Annotated in this window: 18 protein-coding genes; 9 read left to right on the top strand and 9 right to left on the bottom strand. The window is 71.9% G+C overall.

What is annotated here, in order from left to right:
- Positions 1-9 precede the first annotated feature (9 nt).
- Positions 10-1,068 carry an SAM-dependent methyltransferase gene (locus tag AOJ26_RS03620; RefSeq protein WP_053846699.1) on the top strand — a complete coding sequence of 353 codons (1,059 nt, stop codon included), beginning with the start codon at positions 10-12 and terminating at the stop codon, positions 1,066-1,068.
- Here AOJ26_RS03620 and AOJ26_RS03615 read toward each other — a convergent pair.
- The gene (locus tag AOJ26_RS03615) at positions 1,033-2,184 is read right to left on the bottom strand and encodes an NADH-quinone oxidoreductase subunit D (protein ID WP_053846698.1); all 1,152 of its coding nucleotides are present in this window, start codon (positions 2,182-2,184) and stop codon (positions 1,033-1,035) included. The genes AOJ26_RS03620 and AOJ26_RS03615 overlap by 36 nt on opposite strands.
- Before the next feature lie 31 nt (positions 2,185-2,215).
- Between AOJ26_RS03615 and AOJ26_RS03610 the strand changes: the two genes are divergently transcribed.
- Together AOJ26_RS03610 and AOJ26_RS03605 are read left to right on the top strand one after the other, a co-directional pair.
- Positions 2,216-2,719: a PH domain-containing protein gene (locus AOJ26_RS03610; RefSeq protein WP_053846697.1), complete on the top strand. Its 504-nt coding sequence runs from the start codon at positions 2,216-2,218 to the stop codon at positions 2,717-2,719.
- The gene (locus tag AOJ26_RS03605) at positions 2,716-4,059 is read left to right on the top strand and encodes a PH domain-containing protein (RefSeq protein WP_053846696.1); all 1,344 of its coding nucleotides are present in this window, start codon (positions 2,716-2,718) and stop codon (positions 4,057-4,059) included. The genes AOJ26_RS03610 and AOJ26_RS03605 overlap by 4 nt, the downstream gene beginning before the upstream one ends.
- Before the next feature lie 53 nt (positions 4,060-4,112).
- Here the strand turns inward: AOJ26_RS03605 and AOJ26_RS03600 are convergent, their stop codons facing one another.
- Both AOJ26_RS03600 and AOJ26_RS03595 read right to left on the bottom strand, forming a co-directional pair.
- The gene (locus AOJ26_RS03600) at positions 4,113-5,372 is read right to left on the bottom strand and encodes a hypothetical protein (protein WP_053846695.1); all 1,260 of its coding nucleotides are present in this window, start codon (positions 5,370-5,372) and stop codon (positions 4,113-4,115) included.
- A gap of 177 nt (positions 5,373-5,549) precedes the next feature.
- Positions 5,550-6,698 (bottom strand): alpha/beta hydrolase, encoded by a 1,149-nt coding sequence (locus AOJ26_RS03595; RefSeq protein WP_053846694.1) that lies wholly within the window; start codon positions 6,696-6,698, stop codon positions 5,550-5,552.
- A 174-nt stretch (positions 6,699-6,872) separates the two neighbouring features.
- Here AOJ26_RS03595 and AOJ26_RS03590 point away from each other — a divergent pair, with 174 nt between their 5' ends.
- The 6 genes from AOJ26_RS03590 (at position 6,873) to AOJ26_RS03565 (ending at position 11,903) form a co-directional block, all read left to right on the top strand.
- Positions 6,873-8,684, top strand: a complete 1,812-nt coding sequence (locus AOJ26_RS03590) for a phosphatidylglycerol lysyltransferase domain-containing protein (protein WP_053846693.1) — start codon at positions 6,873-6,875, stop codon at positions 8,682-8,684.
- A gap of 56 nt (positions 8,685-8,740) precedes the next feature.
- Positions 8,741-9,646: a dihydropteroate synthase gene (gene folP / locus AOJ26_RS03585; RefSeq protein ID WP_053846692.1), complete on the top strand. Its 906-nt coding sequence runs from the start codon at positions 8,741-8,743 to the stop codon at positions 9,644-9,646.
- Complete coding sequence (locus AOJ26_RS03580) at positions 9,643-10,146, top strand: nuclear transport factor 2 family protein (protein WP_053846691.1); 504 nt, start codon at positions 9,643-9,645, stop codon at positions 10,144-10,146. The genes folP and AOJ26_RS03580 overlap by 4 nt, the downstream gene beginning before the upstream one ends.
- A 235-nt stretch (positions 10,147-10,381) precedes the next feature.
- Entirely contained in the window at positions 10,382-10,741 is a 360-nt protein-coding gene (folB, locus tag AOJ26_RS03575) for a dihydroneopterin aldolase (RefSeq protein ID WP_053846690.1), read from the top strand.
- Positions 10,738-11,349, top strand: coding sequence for a 2-amino-4-hydroxy-6-hydroxymethyldihydropteridine diphosphokinase (gene folK, locus AOJ26_RS03570; RefSeq protein WP_053846689.1), 612 nt, complete (start codon positions 10,738-10,740; stop codon positions 11,347-11,349). The genes folB and folK overlap by 4 nt, the downstream gene beginning before the upstream one ends.
- A 68-nt stretch (positions 11,350-11,417) precedes the next feature.
- The gene (locus AOJ26_RS03565) at positions 11,418-11,903 is read left to right on the top strand and encodes a DUF3180 domain-containing protein (RefSeq protein WP_053846688.1); all 486 of its coding nucleotides are present in this window, start codon (positions 11,418-11,420) and stop codon (positions 11,901-11,903) included.
- Between the two features lie 25 nt (positions 11,904-11,928).
- Here AOJ26_RS03565 and folE read toward each other — a convergent pair whose 3' ends face one another.
- From folE to dacB, 6 genes are all read right to left on the bottom strand, one after another.
- Complete coding sequence (gene folE / locus AOJ26_RS03560; protein WP_053846687.1) at positions 11,929-12,534, bottom strand: GTP cyclohydrolase I FolE; 606 nt, start codon at positions 12,532-12,534, stop codon at positions 11,929-11,931.
- 121 nt (positions 12,535-12,655) lie between these two features.
- Entirely contained in the window at positions 12,656-14,689 is a 2,034-nt protein-coding gene (ftsH, locus tag AOJ26_RS03555; RefSeq protein ID WP_053846686.1) for an ATP-dependent zinc metalloprotease FtsH, read from the bottom strand.
- 205 nt (positions 14,690-14,894) lie between these two features.
- A complete protein-coding gene (hpt, locus tag AOJ26_RS03550; protein ID WP_020122574.1) occupies positions 14,895-15,455 on the bottom strand; it encodes a hypoxanthine phosphoribosyltransferase in 561 nt (186 codons plus the stop codon).
- A 52-nt stretch (positions 15,456-15,507) separates the two neighbouring features.
- The gene (gene tilS / locus AOJ26_RS03545) at positions 15,508-16,533 is read right to left on the bottom strand and encodes a tRNA lysidine(34) synthetase TilS (RefSeq protein WP_053846685.1); all 1,026 of its coding nucleotides are present in this window, start codon (positions 16,531-16,533) and stop codon (positions 15,508-15,510) included.
- Between the two features lie 194 nt (positions 16,534-16,727).
- Entirely contained in the window at positions 16,728-17,864 is a 1,137-nt protein-coding gene (locus tag AOJ26_RS03540; RefSeq protein WP_053846684.1) for a zinc-dependent metalloprotease, read from the bottom strand.
- Positions 17,865-17,930: 66 nt separating this feature from the next.
- Positions 17,931-19,133: D-alanyl-D-alanine carboxypeptidase/D-alanyl-D-alanine-endopeptidase (gene dacB / locus AOJ26_RS03535; RefSeq protein ID WP_053846683.1), on the bottom strand; the 1,203-nt coding region annotated here is incomplete at its 5' end.

Raw genomic sequence — 19,133 nt, 5'->3', positions numbered from 1 at the left:
CCTGACCGCGTGACCAATGACACGACGGACGGCTGGACCGGCTGGCGGGCCGCCATCGAGGCCGCTCTCTACGGCCCGGGCGGCTTCTACCGCAGGCCGGAGGGGCCCGCCGGACACTTCCGTACGTCCGTGCACGCCTCCCCGATGTTCGCGGAGGCCGTGGCCCGGCTGCTGTGCCGCCTCGACGAGGCGCTCGGCCGGCCCGCCCGGCTCGACTTCGTCGACATAGCCGCGGGGCGGGGCGAGCTGGCCGCCGGCGTCCTCGCCGCCCTGCCGGCGGAGGTGACCGCCCGCACGCGCGTGTACGCCGTCGAGGTCGCCGGCCGCCCCGCCGCCCTCGATCACCGGATCGAGTGGCGGTCCGAGCCGCCGGAGGACATCATCGGGCTGCTGTTCGCCAACGAATGGCTGGACAACGTACCCGTGGAGATCGCCGAGACGGACTCCTCGGGCGTACCGCGACGGGTCCTGGTACGCCGCGACGGCCACGAACGTCTCGGGGAACCGGTCGCGGGTGCGGAGGCCGGGTGGCTGGAGCGGTGGTGGCCGCTGCCGGCCGAGGAAGGACTGCGCGCCGAGATCGGCCTGCCCCGCGACGAGGCGTGGGCCGCCGCGGTCGCGACAGTCGCGCGGGGGCTCGCGGTGGCCGTCGACTACGCCCACACGGCGTCCACGCGCCCCCTCTTCGGGACGCTCACCGGCTTCCGCGAGGGCCGCGAGTGCGCACCCGTGCCGGACGGGACGTGCGACCTCACGGCCCATGTGGCGCTGGACGCGTGCGCGCTGCCCGGAGGGCAGGTGCTGACCCAGCGCGAGGCCCTGCGCACCCTGGGCATCGCGGGCGCGCGCCCCCCGCTCTCGCTGGCGTCCACGCACCCCGCCGAGTACGTACGCGCCCTCGCGCGCGCGGGGGAGGCCGCCGAGCTCACCGCGGCGGGCGGACTCGGCGACTTCGGCTGGCTCCTCCAGCCCGTCGGCGTCGACGGCGTACCGGTCGAGGGCCTGCCGGGCGACGGCGTACCGGCCGACGGCCTACTTGTCGATGTCCCCGACCACGAAGAACAGTGACCCCAGGATCGCCACCATGTCGGCGACCAGCGTGCCCGGCAGCAGCTCCACCAGCGCCTGGATGTTGTTGTACGAGGCCGAGCGCAGCTTGAGCCGGTACGGGGTCTTCTCGCCCTTGCTGACGAGGTAGTAGCCGTTGATGCCGAGCGGGTTCTCGGTCCACGCGTACGTGTGCCCCTCGGGGGCCTTGAGGACCTTGGGCAGGCGCTGGTTGATCGGCCCGGGCGGCAGCTCGGCGAGCCGGTCCAGGCAGGCGTCGGCGAGGTCGAGGGCGTTGTGGGTCTGCTCCAGGAGAACCTCGAAGCGGGCCAGGCAGTCGCCCTCCTGCCGCGTGACCACCTTCAGGGTGTCCTGGAGCTCCCCGTAGGCGAGATACGGCTCGTCGCGGCGCAGGTCGAAGTCGACGCCCGAGGCGCGCGCGACGGGCCCGCTGACGCCGTACGCGTGGACGGTCCCCGGGGCGAGGACGCCCACGTCCCTGGTGCGCCCGCGGAAGATCTCGTTGCCGAGCACCAGGTCGTCGAAGCGGTCCATGCGCGAGCGCACGGCGGAGACGGCGGCACGCGCGCGCGTGGCCCAGCCGGCCGGCAGGTCCTCCTTGAGGCCGCCGACGCGGTTGAACATGTAGTGCATCCGGCCGCCGGAGACCTCCTCCATGACGTTCTGGAGGACCTCCCGCTCCCGGAACGCGTAGAAGACCGGGGTGATGCCGCCCAGCTCCAGGGGGTACGAGCCGAGGAACATCAGGTGGTTCAGCACCCGGTTGAGCTCGGCGAGCAGCGTGCGCGTCCACACGGCCCGCTGCGGGACCTCCATGCCGAGCATGCGCTCCACGGCGAGGACGACGCCCAGCTCGTTGGAGAAGGCCGACAGCCAGTCGTGGCGGTTGGCCAGCATGATGATCTGGCGGTAGTCACGCGCCTCGAAGAGCTTCTCGGCGCCCCGGTGCATGTAGCCGATCACCGGCTCGGCGCTCACGATGCGCTCGCCGTCCAGGACCAGCCGCAGGCGCAGCACGCCGTGGGTGGACGGGTGCTGCGGTCCGATGTTGAGCACCATGTCGGTGCTCTCCGCGGCGCCGCCGATGCCGACCGTGGTCTCCGTCGTAGGAGTCATGGACACAGTCTGTCCTACGTACGCTGGCCTCATGGAGACGGGGAGCGGGCGGGACACGGAAGTCGCCGGGGCCGAACCGGTGTGGACCGGGCTGCCGCGGGGGCTGCTGCGGATGCGGCGGCTGTTGCTGGTGGTGTGGCTGGGACTGCTCGCGGTAGGCCTGGGGCTGCTGCTCGGGCTGCTGTGCGGGGCGCCCTGGGCCGCGTTCGCGCTGCTGCCGCTCGCCCTGGCCGGCTGGGGCTGGGTGCTGCTCGGCCGCAACTGGCGCTCCTGGCGCTACGCCGAGCGCGCCGACGACCTGCTGATCAGCCGGGGCGTGCTGTGGCGCGAGGAGACCGTCGTGCCGTACGGCCGGATGCAGCTCGTGGAGGTCACCTCCGGGCCCGTGGAACGGCACTTCGGGCTGGCCAGCGTCCAGCTCCACACCGCCGCCGCGGCGACCGACGCGACCATCCCCGGCCTCGACCCGGCCGAGGCGGAGCGGCTGCGCGACCGGCTCACCGAGCTCGGCGAGGCCCGATCGGCGGGCCTGTGACAGCGCCGGGCGTGGACGACGCCGTACAGGAGAAACCCCACGAGGAACGCCTCGCCGAGCGGCGGCTGCATCCCATAACGCCGCTCAGGCGGGCGTGGGCGCCGGTCGCCGTCGTCATCGGGTGGGCGGTGCACGACCCCGACCAGGCGCAACGCCAGCTGACCCGGCTCACGACCACCACGCTGCTGCTCGCCCTCGCCGTCATCGTCCCGGCCGCCGCCCTCTACGGCTTCCTGACCTGGTGGTTCACCCATTTCGCGGTGACCGACACCGAACTGCGCATCCGGACCGGTCTGTTGTTCCGGCGCACCGCGCACATCCGGCTGGAGCGGATCCAGGCGGTCGACGTCACCCAGCCGCTCCTCGCGCGCGTGGCGGGCGTCGCGAAGCTCCGCCTGGACGTCGTCGGCACCGACAAGAAGGACGAACTGGCCTTCCTCGGGGAGCGCGAGGCGCGGGCCCTGCGCGCTGAACTCCTCGCCCGCGCCGCCGGGTTCGCCCCCGAGACCGCCCACGAGGTCGGTGAGGCCCCGGCGCGCGAGCTGCTGCGCACGCCTCCGCGCGATCTGGCCCTCTCCCTCGTGCTGACGGGTGCCACCTGGCTCAGCCTGGTCGCCGCCCTCGTCGTGCCGTCGCTGCTGTGGTGGGCCACCCACAGCCTGTGGACGGTCCTCGCGACCGCCGTACCGCTGCTGGGCGCGGCGGGGGCGAGCAGCGTGGGGCGGTTCGTCACCGAGTACGACTGGACGGTGGGCGAGTCCCCGGACGGGCTGCGCATCGACCACGGGCTCCTGGACCGCACCCACGAGACGGTGCCGCCGGGGCGGGTGCAGACCGTGCGGATCGTGCAGCCCCTGCTGTGGCGGCGGCGCGACTGGGTGCGGGTCGAGCTGGACGTCGCCGGCTCCTCCAACTCTGTGCTGGTGCCCGTCGCCCCGCGCGAGGTCGCCGAGGCGGTCGTCGCGCGCGTGCTGCCCGGGGTCGTCGTACCGCCTCCGTCGGCGCTGTCGCGTCCCCCGCGGCGGGCCGGGCGGTGCGTGCCCCTGTGGTGGCGCGGCCACGGACTCGCCGTCACCGACGCGGTGTTCGCCTCGCGACGGGGACTGCTGCGCCGCAGCCTGGCGCTCGTCCCGCACGCGAAGGTCCAGAGCGTACGGCTCACGCAGGGGCCCTGGGAGCGGTTGTGGCGGGTCGCCGACGTGCAGGTGGACACGGGGGCGAACAAGACCGTCACGGCCCGTCTCAGGGACGCCCAGGAGGCCGCGGTACTGCTCGGGGCGCAGGCGGAGAGGTCGCGGACGGGACGGAAAGGGGCACGGCCCGACCGTTGGATGGTCTGACCGTGCCCGTCGCTCGTCGCCCGTCGTCTCGCCTCCACGCACCCGCGCGTCCGTCAGGAGACGGCGCTGCGCAGCCCCTGCATGTCGATCTGCTCCGTCTCGTCGTGGGCCGTCAGGTCGATGACCTGGCCGATGCCCCGCGACTCCTCGTCGGCCGGCTTGAACTCCGCCTCCGACTCGGCCTTGTGCAGGGCGAGCGCCTCCTGGCCGACGACGTCGGCGAGGTCCTCGTTCTGCACGGCCTCCAGCGCGTCGCGCGAGGCCCCCGACTTCGTGCCGAAGAAGTCGAACCCGCCCTCGACCCGCGGGCGCCGCACGGGAGCCGAGGGCACGACCGCCACCGCGGTCGGCGCGATGAAGTGCCCGGCGGGCTGCTGCGGTGAGGTGGCTGTCGCCGTGGTGGAGGCGGCCGCGTGCTCATGCCCGTCGGCCGCCTCGGGCTTCCCCCGCGCCTCGTCCTCCTGCGCGGCCTCCGCCCCGGTACCGGCGGTGTTCGCCGCGACAGAACCGGCCTTCGCCGACCGCCCCTTGGAGTCCGACTCGTCCTTGGAGCCCGCCTCCGCCACGGGGTCGGCCTCGGGCTTCGTCACGGCCTCCGTCCCGGGCTTCGTCCTGAGGGCCCCGTCGCCGCCCTCGTCGAGCCGCTTCAGTGCCGCGTTCGCCCGCAGGAACAGCCGGGAACCCTCCGGGGAGAAGATCGCGGGCCGCTCCGGGTCCTTCTCGGACGCGTCCGAACCCTCCGCGGACCCGGCGCCCTCCGCGGACCCGGCAGCCTTCGCGGCCACCTCGGCCTTCTGCCCCGCCGGGGTCTCGTTCCCGGGCCCGTCCTCGGCAGCCACCGCCTCGGCCTGCCCGTCGACCGGCTCCCCCGGCGGCAGCGCACGCGCGGGGGCGGCCTCTATCTCCAGCAGCCGGCGGCCCTCCAGGGCGCTCGCCCGCTCGGTCTCCGCCGTGGCGTACCGCCGCAGCAGCGCCGCGTGTTCGTTGCGCAGGCCCGCCAGCTCCGCGCGCTTCGCCCGCAGCCGCTGCTCCAGCTTGACGCGCAGCTCCCGCGACTCCTCGAGGTCGGTCTCGAGTTCGGCGACCCGCTCCTCGTGCCGCCACTCGTCGCTCGCACGCGCGCGCGTGAGGTCGGCGACCTGCTTGCCCGCCTGTGCGTCCCAACGGCGCATGACGGCCGCCCCGACCACCGCGACCGCCGCGGCGAACGCGGCTATCACGCGCAGCACGGCCTGCTGCGAGAACACCCAGGGGCCGAAGGCGCAGACGAGGGAGACGCCTGCGATCGCCGACGGAGGAAGCAGTCTGTGCAAAGGCGGGGAATGGCGGTGACGTCCACGTGGCATGGCCAGAAACTTACCGCGAGTAGGCGAACCGTGGTGCCCCGCCCCGTAAAAACACAGCCACCCCGCAGTGTTCACACGACATCAGGAATCGGCACTCCCGCCGAATTCGGCGTATTGATCACGCAACGATCACTCAACGACCGCTCATCGCTCGCTCATCGCTCGCTGATCGCCGCCGAGCCGCCCGCTCACCCACTCCAGGGTCGCCGGGATCTCCCGCCGCCAGGTGTTGAAGTTGTGGCCGCCGCTTTCGAGGATGATCGACGAGATCCGTGTCGTTCCCGTCGCCTTCACGCGCTCTATGAACTTCAGGGTGTCCTTGTAGTTCGACTCGCCCACCTTGCTGCTGCTGACGAGCAGTGAGGTGTCCGGGGCGGGCAGGTGCTTGAGGCACCACCACAGGTCGGCGCGGCCGCGCAGCGCCTTGTCGCCGTGGAAGAGATCGCCCGTCGTCGCGTCCACGGGCGCGTTGTAGTACGGCGACAGGCCCGCCCCCGCGGCGTAGACCGCCGGGTGGTGCATGGCGAGTTTCAGCGCGCAGTAGCCGCCCGTGGAGTCCCCGATGATCCCCCAGCTCCCCGGTTTCCTGCCCACCCTGTAGTGCTCGGTCACCGCTTCCGGAAGATCCTTCGCGAAGAACGACTCGGTCTGCGGACCGTCCGGAACGTCCGCGCACTCGGTGTCGCGCGGCGGCGCCACCGTCGGCCGCAGCATCACCAGGATCATCGGCTGCATACGGCCGTCCCTGGTGAGTTCCAGAGCCGTGCGCGGATAGTGGAGTTTGTCCACCAGTGCTCTCGCGGTGCCCGGATAACCGGTGAGCACGACGGCCGCCGGGAAGGTGCGCGCCTGATAGCGCGCCTGGAAATACTCCGGCGGCAGATAGACGTACGCGGGACTCGCGATGCGGCTCGTGCGGCCGACGATCTCGACCTTCTGGACCTGCCCGACCGACGACGGCCGGAAGCCGCCCCTGCCGGGCACGTCCCCGACCTCGGTCACCCGCAGCGGCCCGCTCGACCGCTTGCCCGGGGTGTGGTCGACCACCACGCCCATGTCGGTCTCCCGCCCGAACAGGTCGGCCCAGGAGGCGTAGAACCCGAAAGCCTGGTTGGCGGCCAGCCCCACCGACACGAAGATCAGGAGCTGGGTCGAGAGCAACAGCCCGACACGCCCGCTGACGGACCGCCAGCCCCGGCGCGCCAGCCGTGGCCAGAGCCACACCGTGCCGGTGAACACGGCCACGGCGGCCAGGACCGCCAGCACCAGCGTGTTGTTGCTCGTGAGACCCATTGCTTGCTTTCGCTTTCCTCGGCCTTTGAAACGGCTTTGAGGAGCTGAGTGAACCTCTCCTCACGAGACACCGTCCTAGAGGGCGCAATGTCGCCGGATGCCCGAATCAGGGCTCCGGATCCAAAGTCACTCGCAGAACCACGGGATGCGATGTCTGTCAGGACAGATGAGGAAATGTCGGGCGGGGTTCCGATCCGATCAACACGGCTGCGGCGTGCACTGCACGGACCGCGCCCCGAGGCCGTCCCCGTCCTCGTCGCCAGAGCCTGCGCGCTCGTAGGTCTTCTGGACATCGCCGCCGGCGTCTTCCCGCGCTTCCGGCACAGCCGCATGCACACCCTGGCCGAGGTACTGCCCGGCGCGCTCGGCCCGTTCGCGGCCGCGCTCTCGCTCAGCGCCGGAGTGCTGTTGCTGCTGCTCGCCCACGGCCTCAGGCGCCACAAGCGCCGGGCCTGGCGGGCGGCCGTGGCACTGCTTCCCGCGGGCGCGCTGGCGCAGTTCACCTACCGCCACTCCCTGCTCGGCGCGGCCATCTCGCTCGCCCTGCTCGCACCGCTGCTGCGCCACCGCGACCAGTTCAGGGCACTGCCCGACCCGCGCAGCCGCTGGCGCGCGCTCGCCAACTTCGTCCTCATGGGCGCCGGTTCCCTCGTCCTCGGGCTGATCATCGTCAGCGTCCACCCCAACCGCCTGGTCGGCGACCCGAGCCTGGCCGACCGCATCACGCACGTCCTGTACGGCCTCGTCGGCTTCGAGGGCCCCGTCGACTACCAGGGCGACACCTCGTGGACCGTCGGCGCCTCCCTGGGCGCCCTGGGCCTGCTCACCGCGATCACCACGATCTACCTCGCCTTCCGTCCCGAGCACCCCGCCGCGCACCTCACCGAGGAGGACGAGTCCCGCCTGCGGGCGCTGCTGGCCAAGCACGGCGGCCGCGACTCCCTCGGCCACTTCGCGCTGCGCCGCGACAAGGCCGTCGTCTTCTCCCCCAGCGGCAAGGCGGCGGTGACCTACCGTGTCGTCTCCGGTGTGATGCTCGCCAGCGGCGACCCGATCGGCGACGTGGAGGCCTGGCCCGGCGCCATCGAGCGCTTCATGGACGAGGCCAAGGCGCACTCCTGGACGCCCGCCGTCATGGGCTGCTCGGAGACCGGCGGCGAGGTCTGGACCCGCGAGACCGGCCTGGACGCCCTCGAACTGGGCGACGAGGCGGTGGTGGACGTCGCGGATTTCTCGCTCGCCGGCCGCGCGATGCGCAACGTCCGCCAGATGGTCAAGCGCATCGAGCGGGCCGGTTACGAGACCCGGGTACGGCGCGTCCGTGACCTCGGGGAGACCGAGCTGGAGCGCATCCGGCAGGCCGCCGACGACTGGCGCGGCACCGACACCGAGCGCGGCTTCTCGATGGCCCTGGGCCGCATCGGCGACCTCGCCGACGGCGACTGCCTCATCGCCACCGCCCACAAGGCGGACGACCAGCCCGGCCCGTACGGCGACCTCAAGGCGATCCTCCACTTCGTGCCCTGGGGCACCGACGGCGCCTCCCTCGACCTCATGCGCCGGGACCGCGCCGCCGACCCCGGCATGAACGAACTGCTGATCGTCGCCGCCCTCCAGGCCGCCCCCCGGTTCGGCATCACGCGCGTGTCGCTGAACTTCGCGATGTTCCGCTCCGCCCTCGCGCGTGGCGAGAAGATCGGCGCAGGCCCGGTGCTGCGCGCCTGGCGGGGCCTGCTTGTCTTCCTGTCCCGCTGGTTCCAGATCGAGTCCCTGTACAAGTTCAACGCGAAGTTCCAGCCCCGCTGGGAGCCCCGCTTCGTCGTCTACCGGGCCTCCGGCGACCTCCCGCGCATCGGCTTCGCCGCCATGCAGGCCGAGGGCTTCGTCAACCTCGCCCTGCCGCTGCCGCGCTTCCTGCGCCGCCGCTCGCACACCGCACGCGCGTGTGCCCACGTCGTCGGAGAGCGGGACGTCAGAGCCGCATGACCGCTCGCTCCGGGCCACACGCTTCTCCGGCTCCGTGCGGGGCCTAGGCTGAACGCATGAGCAAGCAGAGCGGACGCGGGCGCGTCGCCGGTCTTCCGGAATGGGACCGCTGCGCGGTCATGGGAGTCGTGAACGTCACCCCCGACTCCTTCTCCGACGGCGGCCGCTGGTTCGACACGACGGCCGCCGTCAAGCACGGCCTCGCCCTCGTCGAGGAGGGCGCCGACCTCGTCGACGTCGGCGGCGAGTCCACCCGCCCCGGCGCCACCCGCGTCGACGAGGCCGAGGAGCTCCGGCGTGTCATCCCCGTCGTCCGCGGGCTGGCCGCCGAGGGCGTCACCGTCTCCGTCGACACCATGCGCGCCTCCGTCGCCGAACAGGCCCTCGCCGCCGGCGCCGCCCTCGTCAACGACGTCAGCGGCGGCCTCGCCGACCCCGCGATGATCCCGGTCGTCGCCGACGCGGGCGCCCCCTTCGTCGTCATGCACTGGCGCGGCTTCCTGGAGGGCGGCAACGTCCGGGGCGTCTACGCCGACGTCGTCGCCGAGGTCGTCGACGAACTCCACGCGCGCGTGGACGCCGTCCTCGCGGGCGGCATCTCCCCCGACCGCGTCGTCGTCGACCCGGGCCTCGGCTTCTCCAAGGACGCCGAGCACGACCTGGTCCTCCTCGCCCACCTCGACCGCCTCCTCGGCCTCGGCCACCCCCTCCTCGTCGCCGCCTCCCGCAAACGCTTCCTCGGCCGGGTCCTCGCCGGCCCCGAGGGTGCCCCGCCGCCCGCGCGCGAGCGCGACGCCGCCACCGCCGCCGTCTCCGCCCTCGCCGCGCACGCCGGCGCATGGGCGGTGCGCGTGCACGAGGTGCGCGCCACGGCCGACGCGGTACGGGTCGCCCGCGCCGTGGAAGGAGCGCGCACCGCCGAGGCGCGCACGGCGGACAACAGCGCGGAAGGAGCCCGGTGAGCGCCCCCCACACCGACGTGGAGCAGGTGGAAGCCGCCAACACCGCCTTCTACGAGGCCTTGGAGCGCGGCGACTTCGAGGAGCTCTCCTCGCTCTGGCTCACCCCCGCCGACCTCGGCGTCGACGAGACCTACCACGACCCGGCGGACGTCGGCGTGGTCTCCTGCGTGCACCCCGGCTGGCCCGTGCTGACCGGACGCGGCGAGGTCCTGCGGTCGTACGCGCTGATCATGGCGAACACGGACTACATCCAGTTCTTCCTCACCGACGTGCACGTCTCCGTCACCGGCGACACCGCCCTGGTCACCTGCACCGAGAACATCCTCAGCGGCGGCCCGGCACCCGAGGGCGGCGAGGAGCTCGGCCCGCTCGTCGGGCAGCTCGTGGTCGCCACGAACGTGTTCCGCCGCACCTCCGAGGGCTGGAAGCTGTGGTCCCACCACGCCTCCCCGGTGCTGGCCGAGAACGGCGAGGACGAGGACGAGGAAACCCCGTCCTGACCCGACGGGACCAAGAAGTGGTTGGAATCACGAACCCCTGGGTATGGGCGGCTACCAACCCGTGAGCCGCCGGGTTCCCCCGGGGAAACACCCGGTGAAACCTCCCGGACCGGCACCGGCCCGCGCCCCCGTGGCCCGGCCGTGTCAGTGCTCGCAGGTAGATTCGTTCGAGGCCGGCGTACCGCCCGCACACGGTACGGACCGGCCGTCACCGACGATTGCAGGAGTGATTCGCGTGGATCGTGTCGCGCTGCGCGGCCTGAAGGCCCGCGGGCACCACGGTGTGTTCCCCGAGGAGCGGCGGGAGGGCCAGACCTTCGTCGTGGACCTCGTCCTCGGTCTGGACACGCGGCCGGCCGCCGCCGACGACGACCTGACCAAGACCGTGCACTACGGCATCGTGGCGGAGGAGGTCGTGGCCGTCGTCGAGGGCGAGCCCGTCGACCTCATCGAGACACTCGCCGAGCGCATCGCCCAGGCCTGTCTGAAGCACGAACGGGTAGAGGAGGTCGAGGTCAGGGTCCACAAACCCGAAGCACCGATCACCGTGCCCTTCGACGACGTGACCGTCACCATCACCCGGAGCCGAGTATGACCGCGTCCTTCGCCGCGGGTCACAGCGACCCGACCGTACAGCCGGTGCCCGCCTCCGTCGTGCAGCGGGTGGACGCCGCCGACACCACCCTCCACAACCCCCGGCGCGCCGTGCTCTCCCTCGGCTCCAACCTCGGCAACCGCCTGGAGACCCTCCAGGGGGCCGTCGACGCCCTGGAGGACACGCCGGGTGTCCGCGTGAAGGCCGTCTCGCCGGTCTACGAGACGGAGCCGTGGGGCGTGGCCGCCGACAGCCAGCCGTCGTACTTCAACGCGGTCGTCGTGGTGAAGACCACGCTCCCCCCGTCCTCCCTGCTGGAGCGGGCCCACGCGGTCGAGGAGGCCTTCAACCGGGTGCGGGACGAGCGCTGGGGCCCGCGCACCCTCGACGTCGACATCGTCACGTACGCCGAGGTGGTCTCCGACGACCCGGCCCTCACCCTGCCCCACCCCCGCGCCCACGAGCGCGCGTTCGTGCTCGTCCCCTGGCACGACGTGGACCCCGAGGCCCAGCTCCCGGGTCGCGGCCCGGTCGCCGCCCTCCTCGACACCGTCGAGCGAACCGGCGTGGAACCCCGCAAGGACCTGGAACTCCGGCTGCCCGAATAGCCGTTAAGGTCAACACGACCACCGTCCGTGGGACCGCCCAGGGACCTCGGGGGAGCTGAAGGGGCACCGTGAGAGAGCTGCGCATCAGGCTGCTGGCCGGCGTGTTCGCCGTGGCCGGGATCCTGTCCTGGGCGGGCGCCCGCCTGTGGAACTCGATCGGGACCCTGCCCAGCGTCCCGCTGGCCGCCCCCATCGTCCTCGCCCTGATCGCCGTGGTCCTCGTGGCCACGGCGCTCTCCCTCCGCGCCCGCCTCAAGGCCCAGCGCGAGCGCCGCCCCGAGGCGAAGGGCGTCGACCCCCTGATGGCGGCCCGCGCGGTCGTCTTCGGCCAGTCCAGCGCCCTGGTCGCCGCCCTGGTCTCCGGCATGTACGGCGGCACCGGCGTCTTCCTCCTGGAGTCCCTCGACATCCCCGCCCGCCGCGACCAGGCCATCTACGCCGGCTTCTCGGTCCTCGCGGGCATCGCCGTGATAGCGGCGGCGATCTTCCTGGAGCGCGTCTGCAAACTCCCGGAGGACGACGACCGGAACACGGGGTCTCCGTCCACCGCGTGACGGACGGCGCCGTCGGGGTGACGCGTCAGCGGGCCATGATGAGGCTCATCGCCTCGTTCCGCGTCGCCGCGTCCCGGAGCTGGCCTCGCACGGCCGAGGTGAGCGTCTTGGCGCCGGGCTTGCGGATCCCCCGCATCGACATGCACATGTGCTCGCACTCCACGACGACGATCACGCCGCGTGGCTCCAGGATCTCCATCAGGGAGTCAGCGATCTGCGTGGTGAGTCGTTCCTGCACCTGCGGCCGACGGGCGTAGACGTCCACGAGCCGGGCCAGCTTCGACAGCCCCGTGATCTTGCCGCTGGTGGCTGGAATGTATCCAACGTGGGCGACACCCCGGAACGGCACGAGATGGTGCTCACAGGTCGAGTACACCTCGATGTCCTTCACGAGCACCATCTCGTCGTGCCCCAGGTCGAACGTCGTGGTCAGCACGTCCTCGGGCCTCTGCCACAGCCCGGCGAATATCTCCTTGTACGCCCGCGCCACCCGCCCCGGCGTCTCCCGGAGGCCCTCGCGGTCCGGGTCCTCGCCGACCGCGATCAGGAGTTCGCGTACGGCGTTCTCGGCGCGCTTCTCGTCGAACTCGCCGATGGAGCCCTCGCCGTCCAGCGTCACGGGGTCGGTCATCTGGTGCCTCGTTCCTAGAGTCCTCGCGGCCGAAAAACGCCGCGACCCCCCAGGCTAAAACCTGGGGGGCGCGGCATCCATTCCGGGCCCGGTCAGCTCACCGGCGCGGGACGGGTGAGCGTCAGCTCTCAGGGCGCTCCTCGGGAACCGCGTCCGTGGCCTGCTCCGACGCGGTGGCCTTGGCGGTGGTGATCGCCGGGGTCGCGCCGTTGGCGCCGTTCGTCAGTGCGAGCTCCTTGGGGGAGAGCACCGGCGGACGGGTGGAGGGCGTACGCCGGGAGGAACCGGTCCAGGCCGGCCGCGGCGGACGCTTGACGATGGGGGCGAAGATCTCGGCGATCTCCTCCTTGCCCAGCGTCTCCTTCTCCAGGAGCTGGAGCACCAGGTTGTCGAGGACGTCGCGGTTCTCGACCAGGATCTCCCAGGCCTCGTTGTGCGCGTTCTCGATGAGCTTCTTGACCTCTTCGTCGACCAGCGCGGCGACCTCTTCCGAGTAGTCGCGCTGGTGAGCCATCTCACGTCCGAGGAACGGCTCGGTGTTGTCGCCGCCGAACTTGATGGCGCCGAGGCGCTCGGTCATGCCGTACTGCGTGACCATCGCCCGGGCCGTCGCCGTGGCCTTCTCGATGTCGTTCGCGGCGCCGGTGGTCGGGTCGTGGAAGACCAGTTCCTCGGCGGCGCGACCGCCCAGCATGTAGGCGAGCTGGTCGAGCATCTCGTTGCGGGTGGTCGAGTACTTGTCCTCGTCCGGCAGGACCATGGTGTAGCCAAGGGCACGGCCTCGGGAGAGGATCGTGATCTTGTGGACCGGGTCGGAGTTCGGGGAGGCCGCCGCGACCAGGGCGTGTCCGCCCTCGTGGTACGCGGTGATCTTCTTCTCCTTGTCCGACATGATCCGGGTCCGCTTCTGCGGGCCCGCCACCACACGGTCGATCGCCTCGTCCAGCATGGAGTTGTCGATCAGCTTCTTGTCGCTGCGGGCGGTGAGCAGGGCGGCCTCGTTGAGGACGTTGCTCAGGTCCGCGCCGGTGAAGCCCGGCGTGCGACGCGCGACGGCCGACAGGTCGACGTCGGGCGCGACCGGCTTGCCCTTCTGGTGGACCTTGAGGATCTCCAGACGGCCCTGCATGTCCGGGCGGTCGACCGCGATCTGGCGGTCGAAGCGGCCGGGGCGCAGGAGGGCCGGGTCGAGGATGTCGGGCCGGTTCGTCGCGGCGATGAGGATCACGCCGCCCTTGACGTCGAAGCCGTCCATCTCGACGAGCAGCTGGTTCAGCGTCTGCTCGCGCTCGTCGTGACCGCCGCCGAGGCCGGCGCCGCGGTGGCGGCCGACCGCGTCGATCTCGTCGACGAAAACGATCGCCGGGGCGTTCGCCTTGGCCTGCTCGAACAGGTCACGGACTCGGGAGGCACCGACACCGACGAACATCTCGACGAAGTCGGAACCGGAGATCGAGTAGAACGGCACGCCCGCCTCGCCCGCGACGGCGCGCGCGAGCAGGGTCTTGCCGGTGCCGGGGGGGCCGTACAGCAGTACGCCCTTGGGGATCTTGGCCCCGACCGCCTGGAACTTCGCCGGTTCCTGGAGGAACTCCTTGATCTCCTGGAGCTCCTCGACGGCCTCGTCCGAGCCGGCGACGTCCGAGAACGTCGTCTTCGGGGTGTCCTTGGTGATGAGCTTCGCCTTGGACTTCCCGAAGTTCATGACCCGGGAGCCGCCGCCCTGCATCTGGTTCATCAGGAACAGGAAGACGACCACGATGAGGACGAAGGGGAGCAGGGAGAGCAGGATCCCGACGAAGGCGTTCTGCTTCGTCGGCGAGACGGTGTACCCGTCGGGGATCTGCTTGTCCTGGAACTTGGTCTGCAGCGTGTTGGCGATGGTCACGCCCTGGTCGCCGATGTAGCTCGCCTGGATCTTCGAGCTGCCCTCGACCTTTTCGCCGTCCTTGAGCTGCACCTTGATGGTGTTCTCGTCGCCGGTGGTCAGCTTGGCTTGTTCGACCTTGTTGTCATTGATCGCCTGGACGACCTGGCCGGTGTCCACCGTCTTGTAGCCGCCGGACGAGCCGACGACCTGCATCAACACGACCACGGCAAGGACGGCCAGCACGATCCACATGACCGGCCCACGGAAGTATCGCTTCACGTCCATCCATACGGAGCGGTGCCGCCCCGTCCCTCCTGCCATAGTGAGTTTGATAAGACAGTTCTTCTGACGGTACCCCAGCATCGTCGCCCGAAGCCGCACGGGAGGGCTGGCGCACCCGTCTGCATGCTCCAACGGCGCGAAACCCGCGAGGGTTCCCGTTCGTCCTACAAAGACGGCTCTGTTGGCTCAGCGGGCGCTGCAGCCACGGTCAGCCGCCGTAGACGTGGGGCGCGAGCGTACCGACGAACGGGAGGTTGCGGTACTTCTCGGCGTAGTCGAGACCGTAGCCGACGACGAACTCGTTGGGGATGTCGAAGCCGACCCACTCGACGTCGATGGCGACCTTGGCGGCGTCCGGCTTGCGCAGCAGGGTGCACACCTTGAGCGACTCCGGCTCGCGCGAGCCGAGGTTGGACAGCAGCCAGGACAGGGTCAGGCCGGAGTCGATGATGTCCTCGACGATCAGGACGTGCCGGCCCTTGATGTCGGTGTCGAGGTCCTTGAGGATCCGCACCACGCCGGAGGACTGGGTGCCCGCGCCGTAGGAGGACACGGCCATCCAGTCCATCGTGACGGGGGTGGACAGCGCCCGGGCGAGGTCGGCCATGACCATCACCGCGCCCTTGAGGACGCCGACGATCAGCAGGTCCTTGCCCGCGTACTCCGCGTCGATCTTCGCGGCGAGCTCCACGAGCTTCGCGTCGATCTCTTCCTTGGTGATGAGTACCTCTTTGAGGTCGGCACCCATGTCTTTCGCGTCCACCCGCATCACTTTCGGTCGTCACACCAGCTGTCCGTCGCCCCCCGGAGGGGGCGGGGATTCAGCCTTGCCGAATCACCAGTCTGCCACCCTGCCGCTGGGCGACGACCTTGCCGGGGAGATTGATGGCCCCCTGGCCGCGCCAGCCGGTGATCAGCCGGTCGACTTCCTCGATGTGGCGGGCGAACAGCGATCCGGCCGGGGCGCCGGCCTCGATGGCCGCCTGGCGCAGGACGCGGCGGCGCACGGCGGGCGGCAGCGCGTAGAGCTTGGCGCACTCCAGGAGGCCGGCCGCGTCGCGGACGGAGGCCTCGGCCTGGCGGGCCCAGGTGTCGAGGGCGTCGGCGTCGTCGCGGGAGAGCTGGGCCGTGCGGGCGAGGGCCTCGACGACTCCTTTGCCGAGGGCCTTCTCCAGGGCGGGCAGGCCTTCGTGGCGCAGCCGGGAGCGCGTGTAGGCGGGGTCGGTGTTGTGCGGGTCGTCCCAGACGGGCAGGGACTGGACCATGCAGGCCTTGCGGGCGGTCTGCCGGTCGAGTCCGAGGAAGGGGCGCCGGTAACGGCCGTCGGCCCCCGAGACCGCGGCCATGCCGGACAGGGAGCGGATGCCGGAACCGCGGGCGAGGCCGAGCAGGACGGTCTCGGCCTGGTCGTCGCGGGTGTGGCCGAGCAGGACGGCGATCGCGCCGTGGCGTTCGGCGGCGGCGTCGAGGGCGGCGTAGCGGGCGTCCCGTGCGGCGGCCTCGGGTCCGCCTTCGCGGCCGACGGTCACGGCGGTGGACTCGACGGGGTCCAGGCCGAGTTCGCGGAGCCTGAGGACGACTTCCTCGGCGCGCAGGTCGGAGCCGGGCTGGAGGCCGTGGTCGACGGTGACGCCGCCGGCGCGGAGGCCGAGCTTGGGGGCCTCGAAGGCGAGGGCGGAGGCGAGGGCCATGGAGTCGGCGCCGCCGGAGCAGGCCACGAGGACGAGCGGTGAGGGGGGTCGCTCGTGCGCAGGCCGGTCGGCTGAGGCGTGCTGGTCGGTGAGGAGGTCGTGGAGGACGCGGCGGACCGCCAGGCGTATCGCCGCGACCGCAGGATGGGGACCCATGTCCGGTTCCCTTCATGAAGTTTTCGGGGGGTGAGCCCCGAGGTTCGGTCACTCAGAGTGTGTAGATGGTGACAGAACCGGGGCGTTCCCCGAGCATTGCACGCCTACCCATGGCTCACGGTCCCTCGGACGGGTGATTGAAGGGGCGTTCGCCTGCCGTCGGCCGGATTCCTCTCACGACGTTCGTACGGGGTTCACGACTCGGCCCTGCGGTGCACCCGCGCGACCCAGTCCGCCGGTTTGGCGATCTCCGACTTGGTCGGGAGGGTGTTCGGGGAGGTCCACACGCGGTTGAAGCCGTCCATGCCGACCTCGTCGACGACGGCCCGCACGAAGCGTTCGCCGTCGCGGTACTGGCGGAGCTTGGCGTCCAGGCCGAGGAGCTTGCGCAGGGCCATGTCCAGGCGGGAGGCGCCCTTGGCCCGCCGCTGCTGGAACTTCTCGCGGATCTCGGCGACGCTCGGCACGACGGCCGGGCCCACTCCGTCCATGACGAAGTCGGCGTGGCCCTCCAGGAGGGACATCACGGCGGTGAGGCGGCCGAGGATCTCCCGCTGGGCCGGGGTCTGCACGATCTCGACGAGCGAGCGCCCGCCGTCGTCGTCCTCCTCGCCCTCGGGCCGGCCGCCGGCCAGCGACTGGGCGGCCTCGCGGATGCGCTCCAGGACGGTCATGGGGTCGACCTCGGTCTCCCCCAGGAACGACTGGATTTCGCCCTCCAGGTGGTCGCGCAGCCAGGGCACGGCCGTGAACTGGGTGCGGTGGGTCTCCTCGTGCAGGCAGACCCAGAGGCGGAAGTCGTGGGGCTGGACGTCGAGTTCGCGTTCGACGTGGACGATGTTGGGGGCGACGAGGAGGAGCCGGCCGCCGCCGTTCTCCCCGGCGGGGAGTTCGCGGGTGGCCGGGGCGAAGGTCTCGTACTGGCCGAGGACGCGGGACGACAGGAACGACAGCAGCATGCCGAGTTCGACGCCGGTGACCTTGCCGCCGACGGCGCCCAGGACCGCGCCGCCGGGGGTGTTGCCGCGCCGCTCCTGCATCTTCTCCAGGAGGGGTTTGAGCAGTTCCCGGAAGCCGGCGACGTTCGCCCGGACCCAGCCGGGGCGGTCGACGACGAGCACGGGGGTGTCGTGGACGCCTTCCGTCCCCAGTCGGGTGAAGCCGCGGACGTGTTCCTCCGAGGCCTTGGCGTGCCGGCGCAGTTCCGCGACGACGGCCCGGGCCTCGTCGCGGCTCACCTCCGGGCCCGGCCGTACGAGACGGGTCGCGGTCGCCACCGCGAGGTTCCAGTCGACCATCTGAGAAGAAGCAGCACCACCGATGCTCGTCATGCGTCAACCGTACGTGAGCCCTCCCGCTTGGGGCAGGCCGCGCGGGAGGGCAACGCGGACGCCGGGTCAGCCGCAGCCGCAGGCGGCCAGCGCCGAGGCCGTCCGGTCGAGCGCGCTCTGGGCCGCCGCCGGATCCGTGGTGTCCGAGGTCAGGAACGCGAAGGCCAGCAGCCGCCCGTCCTGGTCGACGACCGTCCCGGCCAGGGTGTTCACCCCGGTCAGGGTTCCGGTCTTGGCCCGTACGACGCCTGCCGCGCCGTCGGTGTAACGGCTGGTCAGGGTGCCGGTGAAGCCGGCCACCGGGAGGCCGGTGAGGACCGGGCGCAGCTCCGGGTGGTGGGGGTCGCCCGCCTTCACCAGCAGGGACGTCAGGAGGTTCGCGGTGAGCCGGTCGGCGCGGTCGAGTCCGCTGCCGTCGTGGAAGTCGGCGCCGGCGAGCGGGAGTCCGAGTTTCGCCAGTCGGTCGCGGATGGCTTCGCCGCCACCGTCGAAGTCGGCGCGCTTCTTGGCCGCGACCGCGGTCTGGCGGGCCAGGGCCTCTGCGATGTCGTTGTCGCTGTTGGTCAGCATGCGTTCGACCAGGGTGGACAGGGGCGGGGAGGAGACCTCGGCGAGGTCCTCGGCGCGGCCGGTCGCCTTGGAGGGGCCGGGGGCGGTGGTCCTGATGCCGTGGGACGCGAGGAACCGCGCGAAGGTGCGGGACGCGTCGGCGGCCGGGTCGCTCACGCGCGCGACGGGGCCGCTGGTCGAGTCGTCGGTGCGGGCCTCGTCCACCATCAGGGCGGTGACGGGGGCCAGGTTGTCGTTGACCCCGATCGGGTGGATCTCGGGGCCCGCGTAGAGGGTCTTGTCGTAGGAGAGCGTGACGGTGGTGAGGTCGCGCTTCTTGAGGGCGGCGGCGGTCTTCGCCGCCAGTTCGCGCAGGCTCGCCCAGTTGTCGGCGTCCTTGCGGGCGGTGAGCGTGGGGTCGCCGCCGCCGACCAGGACGAGCTCCCTGGTGTCGGGTTCCAGGGCGGTGCGCGTGGTGAGGCGGTGGTCGGCGCCGAGGGCGGACAGGGCGGCGACGGCGGTGGCGATCTTGGTGGTGGAGGCGGGGGTCAGGGCGGTGCCGGCGCCCGTGCCGTAGAGGCGTTTGCCGCTGGCGACGTCCACGACGGCCGCCGTGTGGCGGGTGCCGAGGGCGGTACTGCCCAGGAGCGGGCGCAGGACGGCGGCCAGGGCCTCTCCGGTGGGGGCGGACTTCACGGTGGGGGCGGAGCCGCCCAGTGC

Origin of the sequence: Streptomyces sp. NRRL B-24085 (assembly GCF_001282115.1) — a bacterium.
Lineage (GTDB): Bacteria > Actinomycetota > Actinomycetes > Streptomycetales > Streptomycetaceae > Streptomyces.
Note: the sequence above shows the minus strand (reverse complement) of the source record. Positions and strands in the feature narration are given on the sequence as shown.